The 13,501-nt window shown below is 55.8% G+C and carries 8 protein-coding genes; 2 read left to right on the forward strand and 6 right to left on the reverse strand.

The genetic code is table 11. The features are described 5' to 3' along the window. Window positions 1-150: 150 nt before the first annotated feature. The 6 genes from AKU79_RS10585 to AKU79_RS10610 all read right to left on the reverse strand — a co-directional run bounded on the left by AKU79_RS10585 (window position 151) and on the right by AKU79_RS10610 (window position 11,233). Entirely contained in the window at window positions 151-1,551 is a 1,401-nt protein-coding gene (locus AKU79_RS10585; RefSeq protein WP_050523595.1) for an aspartate aminotransferase family protein, read from the reverse strand. A 141-nt stretch (window positions 1,552-1,692) separates the two neighbouring features. Next, a complete protein-coding gene (locus tag AKU79_RS10590; protein WP_050523572.1) occupies window positions 1,693-2,343 on the reverse strand; it encodes a GntR family transcriptional regulator in 651 nt (216 codons plus the stop codon). A 56-nt stretch (window positions 2,344-2,399) separates the two neighbouring features. Continuing rightward, a complete protein-coding gene (locus AKU79_RS10595) occupies window positions 2,400-6,386 on the reverse strand; it encodes a non-ribosomal peptide synthetase (RefSeq protein WP_050523573.1) in 3,987 nt (1,328 codons plus the stop codon). After that, on the reverse strand, window positions 6,383-7,792 hold the full coding sequence (locus tag AKU79_RS10600) for an oligosaccharide flippase family protein (protein WP_231580146.1): 1,410 nt from the start codon (window positions 7,790-7,792) through the stop codon (window positions 6,383-6,385). The genes AKU79_RS10595 and AKU79_RS10600 overlap by 4 nt, the downstream gene beginning before the upstream one ends. A 211-nt stretch (window positions 7,793-8,003) precedes the next feature. After that, entirely contained in the window at window positions 8,004-9,116 is a 1,113-nt protein-coding gene (locus tag AKU79_RS10605; protein WP_050523596.1) for an S-(hydroxymethyl)glutathione dehydrogenase/class III alcohol dehydrogenase, read from the reverse strand. A gap of 725 nt (window positions 9,117-9,841) precedes the next feature. Next, on the reverse strand, window positions 9,842-11,233 hold the full coding sequence (locus tag AKU79_RS10610) for a hypothetical protein (protein WP_156209653.1): 1,392 nt from the start codon (window positions 11,231-11,233) through the stop codon (window positions 9,842-9,844). 585 nt (window positions 11,234-11,818) lie between these two features. Here AKU79_RS10610 and AKU79_RS10615 point away from each other — a divergent pair. After that, window positions 11,819-12,289 (forward strand): curli assembly protein CsgF, encoded by a 471-nt coding sequence (locus AKU79_RS10615; protein ID WP_231580147.1) that lies wholly within the window; start codon window positions 11,819-11,821, stop codon window positions 12,287-12,289. A gap of 135 nt (window positions 12,290-12,424) precedes the next feature. Beyond that, window positions 12,425-13,408, forward strand: coding sequence for a CsgG/HfaB family protein (locus AKU79_RS10620; protein ID WP_197087282.1), 984 nt, complete (start codon window positions 12,425-12,427; stop codon window positions 13,406-13,408). Window positions 13,409-13,501: the final 93 nt, after the last annotated feature.

The raw sequence follows: 13,501 nt of genomic DNA on the forward strand, positions 1-13,501 counted from the left end.
GTCAGCGCCGAATATGCGCCAAGCCAAAGACTACCACGCGGCCACAGCCGTTTCGTTACAAGGCATTGAGAAAACGCCGCGTAATCCCGCGAGACTGGATCAGTTCACCCTGCAAATGGGGCCGGTAACACCGGCCCCGACATGCATGTGTTAGGCATCCGCCGCAACTAACAATCCGTCTTTGATCAAACCTTCATACGTTTGGTCCAGCGACAGACGCGCCCGTTTGACCAGCGTGTCGATTTCGTCATGTGTGATGATAAAGGGCGGCGCGATGATCATGCGGTCGCCGACATGGCGCATCACAAGGCCATTGGCAAAGCAATGCGTGCGGCAGCGTAGCCCTACGTCACCTTCATTGCCCTTGAATTTGGCGCGCTTGGCCTTGTCGGGGGTCAGTGCAAGCGTCCCCATCAGGCCGACCGAGTTCGCCTCGCCCACCAGCGGGTGGTCCAGCAAGGTTGCCCATTGTTTTGCCAAATACGGGCCAACATCGTCACGCACGCGGGCCACCAGCGCCTCATCTTCGATGATCCGCAGGTTTTCGAGCGCCACAGCCGCCGCCACAGGGTGACCAGAATAGGTATAGCCATGGTTGAAATCGCCATCGGCAATTGTCGTGGCGATCTCATCACTTACCAACGAGCCCCCCATCGGAATATAGCCCGAGGTCAGGGTTTTCGCGATGGTGATGATGTCAGGACGGATGCCCATCGTGGTGGAACCGAACCAGTTGCCCGTGCGGCCAAAGCCTGTAATCACCTCATCCGCGATCAGCAGGATTTCGTATTTGTCGCAAATGCGCTGGATTTCCGGCCAATAGGTGCTTGGCGGAATGATAACGCCGCCGGCGCCTTGAATAGGCTCGCCAATAAATGCCGCGACATTGTCTTCGCCGATTTCCAGAATGGCGGCTTCGAGCTGGCGCGCGCGTTCCAGACCGAATTCCTCGGGCGTCATGTCACCACCTTCGGCCCACCAATGCGGTTGGTCGATGTGATGGATGCCGGGAATGACCGGGCAGCCCTGATTTTGCATCGATTTCATCCCGCCAAGGCTGCCGCCCCCAAGGGTGGACCCGTGATAACCGTTTTTGCGGGCGATCAGCGTGGTTTTTGTCGGCTTGCCCTTTTTCGCCCAATAATGCCGCACAAGGCGGATATTGGTGTCATTCGATTCAGACCCCGAGCTGGCATAAAAGACGTGGTTGATATTGTCGGGGGCAAGCTCGGCCAGTTTTGCGCTTAGCGCAATAACAGGCACATGGCTGGTCATGAAGAACGTGTTGTAGAACGGCAGCTCCAGCATTTGGCGCGCTGCGGCATCGACCAGTTCCTGACGGCCATAGCCCACACCAACGCACCACAGGCCTGACATCCCGTCCAGAATATCCAGCCCCTCACTATCGGTAATCGTGCACCCTTTGGCCCGTGTGATGATGCGCGCGCCCACGGCGTTCAGATCATTGGCATCTGTAAACGGGTGCATGTGATGGGCCGCATCCAGCGCCTGAAGCTCTTTGGTGGGCATATGATTGGTGATCGCAGTCATGGCATCGTCCTTTTCGCAGTGCCGGGCAGTGATGCAGCTGGCAGGTGTCAGGTTGTCAAAGGGTTCGCGGCGCGGCATCGTTCCACGCAATTGCAGGCTAGTTCAAACTTTGCGCCAAGAATATGATCAAATTATTCAAAGTCAATGAGTCTCGGCCAGCGCCATCGCGATTTGCTCTTGCCCTTGCGCGATGTCATCGCGGATTGCAGCAGCCACATCCGCTACACGCCTTTGGCGCAAAGCCAAGATCGCCTCGGCATGTTTGTCCGGCAGGTTTTGCGTGCCATAGCGGCCACAAACAACCCGCAAGGACGGGCCGACACGCAACCAAAGCCCCTGTACCAGCGCCCCAAGAATTTCAGCGCCGGAATGGGCATAAAGCGTGGTGTGAAACAGATAGTTTTGCTTTAGATAGGCCGGAATATCACCAAGGCGGATCGCGGCATTTACCTGCGCATCAATCTTTTCTAATTCATCAATATCAATATCTTGCATACGATTTGCCGCGATTTGCGCCAAATGCGGTTCCAAAGCGATGCGGGCGAAACCCAGCTCTGCCAGATGTGCGGCGGTCAGTTCGGGCACACAAACCCGGCGATTGCCTTTGAATTCCAACGCGCCCTCAGCTGTTAGGCGGCGAATAGCCTCGCGCACAGGGGTAATGCCCGTTCCCAGCACCTCGACCAAGCCTTGAATGGTGACGGCCTGACCCGGCGCCAGTTCACCAAACAGCACCATATCGCGGATCCGGCGATAGACAATTTCATGGGTCGGCAGGTTGTCCAAGCTCATCTTTCCAAACCCCAAGACCCAAAAGAGGGGCCAAGGCTGCTTTTATAATATTTTGATCATATTGTATATGGGGTCGCGTCAGGGCCCGTGTCAACATTTTCATCTTTCGCCAAAGCTGCGGCCAAGGCGATTGCCAGATCGCGGACCCCCGGTTCTTCCATGATTGTCAGATGGTTGCCGGGAATATCGATGACGTCACAGCCGCCACTGGCAACCCCTTTCCAGCCCAAGCCATCCTCTAATGCGGCTTTGCTGTCAAACACGCTGTCACTCGCGCGAATAATGGTCAAATGGCCGTCGTAGGGGCGTGGCGCATAATCTTGGATAGCCATGGCATTGGCCGCGACAAATCCATTTACCGAGGTTAAAACCGGAGTAGTGCGCGAAAACCGTTCGCCTAGCTGCAAGCGCATGGTTTCAAATTTGTGCATCGCGCTGGCCAGTTTGTTCCGCAGAACCAATTTGGCGTGGCCTAGGCCAGCTTGACGAAGCAGCGCCAAATGCGTCCGCACCCATTCAAACCCGCTGATGGTTTCCCGCCCGCCGGGCCCATCGGCATCCAACAGCGCCAAAAGGCGCACGTCGCGCCCCGCCGCACGCAGTTGTTGGGCCAGCTCAAACGCCATGTAGCTGCCCATAGACACGGCGACCAATCCGATTGGCCCTGTCGGGCGATGCGCCTGAATTGCCTGAAAATACAGCGCTGCAGTATCAGGCACGTTTGTAGGGGTGTCTGCGCTTAGTAAGCCCACCGTCAGGCCAAAGATCGGCTGATCCAAGCCCATCGCCCGTGCCAAGGGCCGGAAAAAGCTGCCATTCACGCCCAGCACATGCACGCCATAAATCGGCACACCTGTTCCCAAGGGTTGAATAGGCATCAGACAATCAAACAGATGGGCCCCTGCACCAATGGTCACAGGCCCCGACAACAATGCGGCAAGCGCCTGAGGCGAAGGGTTTGCATGGACCTGCGCAACCGAAAGCCGCGTCGAAAACGCCGCTTCGATATGACCGATCAGGGTTAGCAACTGCAACGAATGCCCGCCCAGATCAAAAAAGGACGCGCTTGGTGGCGGCACCTCGCCCCCCAAGACTGTGGCAAAGATATCGGCCAGCCGCATGGCCAAAGGATCGACACTTTCGGCCTCGGCCAGTGGCTGGGCCGACCCTACCGGCACAGGCAAGCGACGCGTGTCGATCTTGCCACCGGGCGTTTGCGGCCAATCCGGCACGAACATCAGCTCGGGGCAATGCGATCGTGGCAGTTGCGTGGCGATATAGGCAGCAATCGCGGGAATATCTGGCACAGCTTGCGGGTTTGAGGCCCGCAGCCAGCCCATCAAGCGCCTGCCTTGCGAAAGCACCCCGACATGCGCCTGCGCTACACCCGGCACGCGTTCAAGCACAGCCTCTACCTCGGCTGGTTCAATCCGAAAGCCGCGCAGTTTTATCTGCCGGTCATTGCGGCCCGCGATGACCAATTGGTCGGATGCCGTCCAATAGGCCATATCGCCACTGCGATACAGCCGCGGCGACACTGCACCTCGTGTGAACGGATCAGGCACAAACCGCGCCTCTGTCAGATCAGGCAGGCCCAGATAGCCCAGCGCCACCGCATCGCCGCCCAGCCACAGCTCGGCCCGCGCACCTTTGGGGGCAAGACTGCCATCGGCGCAGCGCAAATACGCCAGCGCATGGCCAAAGCTGCGGCCTACAGGTACTTCGGCTGTTTCCACCGGTGAAAGCGGCTCAAATATTGCGCTGGTTATGGTTGCTTCGGTAGGGCCATAGGCGTTTAGCAGGCGCGGAGGATTGGGCAAATCAAACCAGCGGGTCAAGGCATCGGGCGGCATCCTTTCGCCACCAACCACCATCAACCGCAGATCGGGCGGCAATGCCGATCCGCCCTTTAGCGCAGTCAGCAACACCTGCCAAAACCCTGTGGGCAGGTTTAGCACGGTGATGCCTTGCGCTGTTGCGCCTTCGACAAAAGCTTGCGGCGAAGTCATCATTTCATCATCGCGCAGAACCAAGGCCGCACCCGCCAATAGCGTTGGTACGATTTCTTCTAGCGCCACATCAAAGCTGAGCGCGCCCATTTGCAAGACACGGTCTTGCGGCCCAAGGTCATAGGCCGCAATTGCTGCAAGCGCATGGGAAACCAACCCGCGTTGCGACACAGCCACGCCTTTGGGCCGCCCTGTGGTGCCCGACGTATAAATCACATAAGCCGCCCTATCAGGCACATGGCCCACCATCGTCGGCGTTGTTTTGGGGGCATCGGCTGCCAGGCGGTCGCTCATCAGCTTGACGGGCAGATCAGCCATCCAAGGCAAAGTTGTTTCGGCAAAGATCATCGCAGCGGCGCTATCCTCGGCCATATGGTGCAAGGCCTCGCTTGGATAGCTTGGGTCCATTGGCAACACGGCTGCCCCTACCTTGGACGCGGCAAGCAAAAGCGTCACAAAGGCAGGGCTGCGCGGCAAGCACAACCCCACGATCATTCCCGGCCCGATGCCCCAATGCTTTAATTGGCGGGCGATCTGATTGGCGCGCTGATCCAGGGCCGCATAGGTAAGGCTAGTGGATTTGCCGACCTGCTTTACCGCAATATTGCTGGGATACTTGGCTGCAATGGCCTGAAACGCCGAGGCAAAACAATCGGGCCTTGCTTGCGGCAAAGGCTGCAGCGGCTGCGCCAAGGCCATAAGTGCATCACGTTCCACCTTGGGCAGCATTTCCAGATCGGCCAGCATCGCATCGGGGGCCGCCTGGGCCATCGCCACCAGCAGGTTGACGGTGTATTCAAGATAGCGCGCAGCATCGGACGCCGAGATTCTGTCTGGCAGATATTCCAGCCGCAGCTCAAGTGCCGTGCCGCCATAGACCGCAAGGGTCAGCGGCAACGCACCTTGTTCATACAATGCAACTTGGCGCTTACGCCAAGCCCCATCACTGGCCGTCAATCCCGCATGCAGGCTTTGGCGTTCAACCATAACCAGGCTGTCAAACAGCGCAGCACCTTTTGCAAGGCCGGTAACGGCAGCAATATCCGGCAGGCCAAGCCCCTCATGCGGGCGGCGCGCCAATAGGTCCTGACGAATGTGGCCCTGCACCGCATCAAGGCTGGTTTGCGGCCCGATCGTCACGCGCAAAGGCTGGGTTGTGATCAAGCAGCCGACCGTGTCAGTCGCGGCGCCGGCAAGGTAACGCCCCGACCGCGTAATGCCGAAAACAGCCTCGCTCTGCCCCGATATGCGCGCCAGAACAATGCCCCAGGCGGCCTGCACCATTGTAGCAAAGCTGCCACCTGCTTGGGCTGCGCGCTGAACCAGAGCCTGCGTTTGCTCGGGCGTCAAACCGGCTTGCAGTTCTGCATGGGCCGATGCTACCGCTGCCGGTTGTGGCGCGGCGAAACCAATTGGCGTAGGGGCGTCAAACCCGGCGAGATAGTTTGAGAAATACGCTTTTGCGGCTTGGCTATCCAGCTGCGCCACAGCCTCGCAATAGGTTTGAAACTGTGAACGCGCGGGGGCGACACTTGCCGCGCCGTCATATTCGGCGAATACCTCTTGCAGAACGGCCTGAAAACCGCGGCCATCCAGCGCCACGTGCGAAAAGCTCCAGATCAGCACCGAATGGCGCGGCCCGAAACGCAACCAGATCAACCGCCAACTTGCGGCATTGGCAAGATCAAGCCGCGCCGCCCGGTCTTGGGCAAGCCGTTCGGTCAGCGCGGCCGCTGGGTCTGCGACATGTGTCAGATCCTCGACCACCAAAGGCGCCGGGAACGCAGGCATTACAAATTGCCGCATCTGCCCTGAATCGTCTTGCGAAAACGAAAGGCGCAAGGCGTCATGGCGGGCTATAGCCCCATCCCATGCCCGCTGCATGCGCGGCACGTCCATCGCCTCATCCATCATCTGCACAACCACTTGCTCGCGGTTCACCGAGAGCGCAGGCAGTGCCATCACTTCATAAAGCATACCTGCCTGAACAGGCGTCAGGGCGAATCCGGAGGTCTCGGTCGAGGTGTCTGTCATGGCAATTGCCCACCATGAAACCCGCCACCCGTACCCGGGAACAGCAGATACACATGCTCCCAGTTAAACCAAATCGCGAACAGACCAAAGGAACAGGCAATTGCAAGGTAGACCAGATCATGGCGCGCATCCCAAACCCGATGCCGCCACGCCAGCCGCGCGATAATCGGAACATATATCAACATGCCGATTGCCTGCCCCAGCATCGCCCCTGCAAGGCCCATAAAATGCGCCCCGACCAAAAACCCCAAAGTTTGCAGCATCGCTTTGGCTGCGCTGACCACAAAAAATCCGCGGCTGTCGCCCTGCGCCAAAGCTGCCTGATCATAGGTCAAAAACACCACCACTATCATCTGCACTGCGCAAATCGCCACCATCACGCCGCCCGCCGAATGATACCGTGCGTCATACAAAAGGTTCACAATCAGCGGCCCGGTCAGCGCCAAAAACCCCAAAACGCCAATCAGCCCACCGGTCACGAAAAACCGTATCCGCTCTAACCTTTTGGCGGCGGCGGGGTCATTTTCCGGATGCTCGCGGTAAATCGGAATAAGCACCCTTGCCGTGACGCTTGAACCAAGCATGATCGGAAACATCGCAAGAAACGCACCGATATTATAGACCCCAAGCCCTTCGATTGAAAGGTATTTCCCAAAAACAGCCCTATCACCTTGCGACACCAGAAACCCGCATACCGAGCTTAGGAAAATCCAAAAGCCGAAATGCAACAGCTCATGCCCGGCGGCTCTTTCCCAGCGCAGGCGGTTGCCCTGCCCCGGCATGAACAACCACAGCAACGCAAGGCGCATGACGCCCGTTGCCACGCCGCCAAAGGCCAAGGCCCAAACCGATCTCGTGATCGCGGCAAAGACCAGCATCAAAGCAATGCCCGACAAAGTGGCGATCAGGTCCAACGCCGTCAATCGCCCCAACAGCAAATGCCGATACGCCGTGTCCACGCGCGTCGGCTCGAACCCGGCAAGCAGCAAAGACAGGCTGGCCACGGGCAGCAATTGCGCAATCATCGGCTGATTATAAAAAAGCGCTGCCGGATAGGCCAAAGCACAAGCTGCCAGCCACAAGCCTGCTCCGCGCAATATCTGAACTGTCCAAGCGGTATTCAGAAAATCAGGGTCATCGCCACGTTTGCTTTGCATAATCGCCGGGCCGACGCCCATATCGGAAAACAAAGTCAGGCCAACCAACAGCATCGTGACCAAGGCCATGATGCCAAACGCCTCGGGGAAAAGCAGGCGGGTCAGGATCAGGTTGGAAATCAGCCGAAAGCCTTGCGCCGCTACGAATGACATTGCCGTCCAAGCCGAGCCTCGCGCCGCACGTGACAAGATGCCGTTGGGCAGCCCGCTTTCTTGCGGACCTTCATTGATTTGCGTTCCACTCATCATCCACTCACCCTCGGACGAACTCTTTTTAACACGGCGCAATCGGCGTCTAAGCCCTCAGCCAAATCAGATTCGAGTATTTTTCAAACTTTGCAACAAATTACATGTCAAAATGGTGTGGCGAGAAAATGACAGTTTTCCAGCCCAATAATACAATGGGCTGCTAGCTTGCGCTTTCAGCCCATTGTTTCGGCGTGATCAGGCGATTTCGGTCTTAGAACTCTACGACAGCCCGAATGGATTCGCCTTTGTGCATCAGCTCGAACCCTTCATTGATCTGGTCCAAAGTCAGCTTATGCGTGATCATAGGGTCGATCTCGATTTTGCCATTCATGTACCAATCGACAAATTTCGGCACATCCGTGCGCCCTTTGGCCCCGCCAAATGCTGTGCCACGCCAAACGCGGCCAGTGACAAGCTGGAATGGCCGGGTAGAAATTTCGGCACCCGCTTGCGCCACACCGATGATGATGCTTTCGCCCCAACCCTTATGCGCGGCCTCAAGCGCGGTGCGCATCACTTTTGTATTGCCAGTGGCATCAAATGTGTAATCCGCGCCACCTTTGGTCAATTCGACCAAATGCGCTACCAGATCGCCTTCAACCTTGCTGGGGTTCACAAAATCGGTCATGCCAAAATAGCGGGCAATCTCTTGCTTGCTATCGTTCAGATCGACACCAACAACCTGGTCCGCGCCCGCCATACGCAGGCCCTGAATAACGTTCAATCCGATACCGCCCAGACCAAACACAATACAGCGCGCGCCGATCTCGACCTTGGCGGTGTTGATTACCGCGCCAATACCCGTGGTCACGCCGCAACCGATATAGCAGATTTTGTCAAACGGGGCATCCTTGCGCACCTTGGCCAGTGCGATTTCAGGAATGACCGTATGATTGGCAAAGGTGGAACAACCCATATAGTGGTGGATCGGCGTGCCATCCAGCATTGAAAACCGTGTGGTTCCATCCGGCAACAGCCCGCGGCCTTGGGTCAGGCGGATTTTCTGGCAGAGGTTGGTCTTGCCGGAAAGGCAATATTCGCATTCGCGGCACTCGGGCGTATACAGCGGGATCACGTGATCGCCGACTTCAAGCGTGGTGACGCCTTCGCCCACCTCTATTACGACGCCTGCCCCTTCATGGCCCAGGATCGCCGGAAAAATACCTTCGGGATCATCGCCCGAGCGGGTGAATTCATCGGTATGGCAAAGGCCCGTCGCTTTGATTTCAATCAAAACTTCGCCCGCTTTTGGGCCCTCTAGATTGACCTCCATAATTTCGAGCGGTTTTCCGGGGGCAACTGCAACTGCGGCGCGCGTTCGCATCATCGGGGTATCCTTTTTTCCTAGCATTCGGCGCATCTTGCCCCGCCCTTCACGCCCTAGCAAGCCCAAGTCACGCCGCCAAACCATGGTTTTACGACATCCACTCATTTCTAACGGAACAGACGTCGGCAAGCGCAATAGCGAGCAGCGGTCTGGACCTATAGATAGCCAGCGGCCGTAGCCGTGGGGCTTTTGGTACAAAACGCTTGGAATTTCACTTGGTCCACGTCGAGTACCCCCGGTTGGTAAATGCTTTGCTGGTCATGTGGCGGGGGCCATATCGTCGTTGGGCGAGGTAGGATTGCGCTTTGGCGCATCATCGCCAACTTTGATGAGGCGACAAAACGCGCCCCGGAACAGCCAAAGCAATAACACAGCTTTTGACGACCGCTGGGTTGGGCCGATATACGCCACACGCAATCAAAATGTCGTCGGCCCTTTTTCAAGATTGTGCAGCCCCTGCACCAGACTGCGGAGAAATTCCGTCATGCAGGTCCGTCTGGGCTTGGGCAGGCGGCGTTGCCATGCCGAATACGAACGCCAATGCCAAGATAAGTCGATCAAACACGACAAATACCTAGACCACTATACAAATAGTTCGGGCGACTTTCATCGCCCGAACCGAGGTAATCTTTAGTTCCAAAGGTTCGGGCAGTTCTGCCTGTTCCTTGCTGGCCGCCGGATACCCATGGGGTGCGCCCCATGAAATACCTTTAGCTTGCTTGTTACTGCAGGATACCTACATTGTTGTTCGACCCGACTTGGGTAAAGTTGGCCGCATTGTTGTTCCCGGCTTGGTAAACGACCGCCATGTTATAGCTGCCGCCGCTGACTTTACCCACAATTGCGTTGTGGTCGCCACGCTGCAACGTTGCAAACATGTTGCTGTCACTGGATACAGTCAAGATCAGGCTGTTGTCCGTGCCATGCTGCCACAGACTGCCTTGCCCAAATACTTGGCCAGTAGCACCATCCCCGACATTGCGCGCCGTTAGCGCATCGCCGGTAAAGTTCATGGCCGGAGACAGGTTATTGTTTTTGCTGCCGTTAATCTCGACATCCATGTAGTTGGAATTGCCATAACGCTGCTCGGCATCAACAAAGTTCTTATCGCCTAGCATTGTGATCGTTGCGTCGTTGTGGTTGCCATCGGCTTCATACAAGGTCTCGTTCAGATTACCGATCTGCTCCAGATAGACATCGTTGGCGTTTTGGTTGACCAGCGCCAAAGTATAGTTGTCATTGCCAAGCTGCTTGATACCGATATTGTTATGATTGCCGGAGATGTCAGCGACCGTGACGAGGTTGCTGATGCCATCTTGCACAATACCCAGCTGGTTGCTGTTACCCGATATCGACAGGGTACCTACGTCGTTCTTTGTACCATATTGGGTGACGCCAAACTGGTTGCGATCGCCGGAAATCAGCAGGTTAATCGAGTTTTCACCTTGAGCCGACAAGCTAAGCTTGCCTTGGATCAAATCGTTTGACCCAGCACCGCTAGTCCACGCATTCCCGTTCAGGAAACCGTTGCCGTTGTTGCGGCCCGAAATTGTTGCAGTAATCCGGTTCTCGTTCACATTGCCTTGGGTGTACTGACTGATCACGTCAATTGTGTTGCGGCCGCCAGCGCCGGTCATCGTCACATCTGCAATGTTGCCGCGTGTGGCGAAGTTGCGGGTTTGGTAAACTTCATTGACAGCGTTGTTGTTGCCACCTTCTTGCAAGATCGTCAGGTCGTTGCCAGACTGAATTCCGCCACCAGGGCCGGTGGTCTGCAGTACTCGACCAACAGAGTTATTGTTTGAAGATTGCGTGATATCCGCTTTGTTGGATTTCTGGTATCCACTGGTCTGCACGAAACCGCTCATGCCAATTTCGTTGCCGTTCCCGCTTTGCATGATATCCAGATCGTTACCATCGCCCCAAGGAGTTGTTATCTGGGTCAGCTTCGCGGATGATTTACCCGCGTCGTTGTTATTACCAGGCTGCTGGATCAAAGCATTGTTGCCCGCCCCGAATTGAGCGATATACGCATCGTTGCCATCCGCCAAAGCAGACCCCATAGACAGCGTCAATGCTGTGGAAGCTACGAGTGTGATCTTTGTAATTTTCACGTCAATCTCCTTTACTACAATTGCTGATATGCGCCGACATGTCGGTCGCATCGAAACTGTTCTCAATTTGCGTCGCATCCAGCAGCTAACGCGGTCAAAACGATAGCTGCACGACACAAACTATGGCGCGGGCACTTAATCAGAATGCTCTAAAACCGCGGGCGTTGAATTTCGCCAAGAGACTCACCCCAAGAAATTAGAATCCCCGAATTTGAACAACTGGTGCCACATATAGTGGTAGCAAGGGTTTTACGCACAAGCAAACATAATTCACTTTTTTGCCCTAATTTCGCCGCATTCGTCTAACTTCAGCGACGATCCATAAAAATGTAACCTATTGTCCACACATTTCAGCAATCTAGGGTTGCGCACGGTCATATTCGTCACCCCTGAGGCGATTTATGAATTATCGAATCGATTGAACGTTGCGCCCGCGCAACAACGCCTCATGCCTTAATTGAGCGCATTTGATTGATTGCTTTACGGTGTTATTCTCTTAGGAATGTTTAACGTTTTCGAAGCATTATGTCGCAGTCGACCGTTGCGCGTTAAGCGCTTCTAATTAACAGACATTGAGGTGCATACGTGGATAGAAACAACAAAACCCAAAGCGCTGGCGCACTCGTCATTTGCTTTGCTTTTGCTGCAGTGCCGACAGTTGCGCAAGATCTTGTGTACACTCCGACCAATCCGTCATTTGGCGGCAACGCCCTGAACTCAAGCCACCTGCTGGCTATTGCGAGCGCGCAACGAGATGCAACAGCACGTGATGCGGTTACTGGCGTTGGATCAAGCAGTAGCGCCGGCAGCACGACCGAAAGCGCATCCAATGCTGACTTGTTCGTACGACAGCTTGAAGGGCGCCTGTTATCGGCATTGGCGGGCCAGGTAACGGATGCGATCTTTGGTGACAACCCGCAAGATTCCGGCCTTGTAACCTTTGGGACCACGACGGTTCAATTTACGCGAACACTCGACAGCATAAGGCTTTTGATCACTAACTCGCTGGACGGCACTGTCACCGAGATCATTGTGCCACAGCTCGTAACACCATAGCCCTGAAAGGTTTTTCAGCGGAATTCTACAAAAAATAAAAAAAGAATATTGAGGAATGAGCACATGAGACAAAGTCCCGTCTTTAGAGCGGTTAGTGTTGTTGGCCTGGTGTTTGGGGTGACTGGTTGCACGGTCATGTCAGACTTAAATATTGGCCAGTATACCGCACAGTTCAGTCAGGTGACGCCGCAAAACCGGGCGCTTCGCGAAGTTCCAGCACCCGTACAGCGCCTTACCGTGTCCGTCTATGATTTCCCCGACCTTACCGGACAGTATAAAGAGCCTGAAAACGTGCAGTCGCTTTCGCGCGCTGTCACACAAGGCGGCGCCCCGATGCTGATCAAGGCTTTGCAAGATGCGGGGGAGCGGCGCTGGTTTTCCGTTCTCGACCGTTCCAACCTCGAATCTTTGATCCGCGAGAGGCAGATTGTTACGGAAATGCGCCGAATTTACCGGAACGAGCAGAACATAAGCCCTAGCGCTTTGGCACCGCTCGACCACTCGGGCATTATTTTGCAGGGTGGGATTATCGGCTACGATAGCAATACCATGACCGGTGGTTTTGGCGCCCGCTATCTTGGTATCGGTGGCGACCGCAAATGGAAGCTTGATTTGGTCACGGTTTCATTGCGTGCCGTTTCAACCAACTCTGGCGAAGTGCTTGCCAGCGTCGTTGTGCGCAAACCGATTGCGTCGGTTGCAGATCGCGGGTCAATCTTCCGTTACGTTGCGTTGGATGAAATTCTCGAGGCTGAAGCGGGCGTCGCGTCTAACGAACCAAAGCAAATTGCTGTCGAGCAAGCGATTGAGAAAGCTGTGATGGCGCTGATCGCGGAAGGTGCGGAACTGGGCATATGGTCGTTCCAGGACAAAGCGGCAGGTTCGGCCTATGTGTCAAATTATCGGGCGCAGAAATATCAAGGGGATGTGCCGACCACTGCGACGGTTATTTTGCGGCCTGAAACACTAAATGCAGCCCAAACGATAAAAACGCGTCCAATTAGCCGCGCAAGTGTACGGTCTACAAGCGTGACTGAACGTCGCGTTCCCCCAAAGCCCCCCGAAGCGCGAACAGAGCTTCCTCCGATCGGCGCACAAGCTGGTGAAACGGTCGGCTAGAAAACTGATATTGCTTACAAAAGCGGCTTCGGCCGCTTTTGTTGTAACGTTGCAATGGATAAACAGGCGACAGACTTTAACCTCAATCGCTCC

The sequence above is a fragment of the Pseudorhodobacter wandonensis genome (assembly GCF_001202035.1).
GTDB lineage: Bacteria > Pseudomonadota > Alphaproteobacteria > Rhodobacterales > Rhodobacteraceae > Pseudorhodobacter > Pseudorhodobacter wandonensis.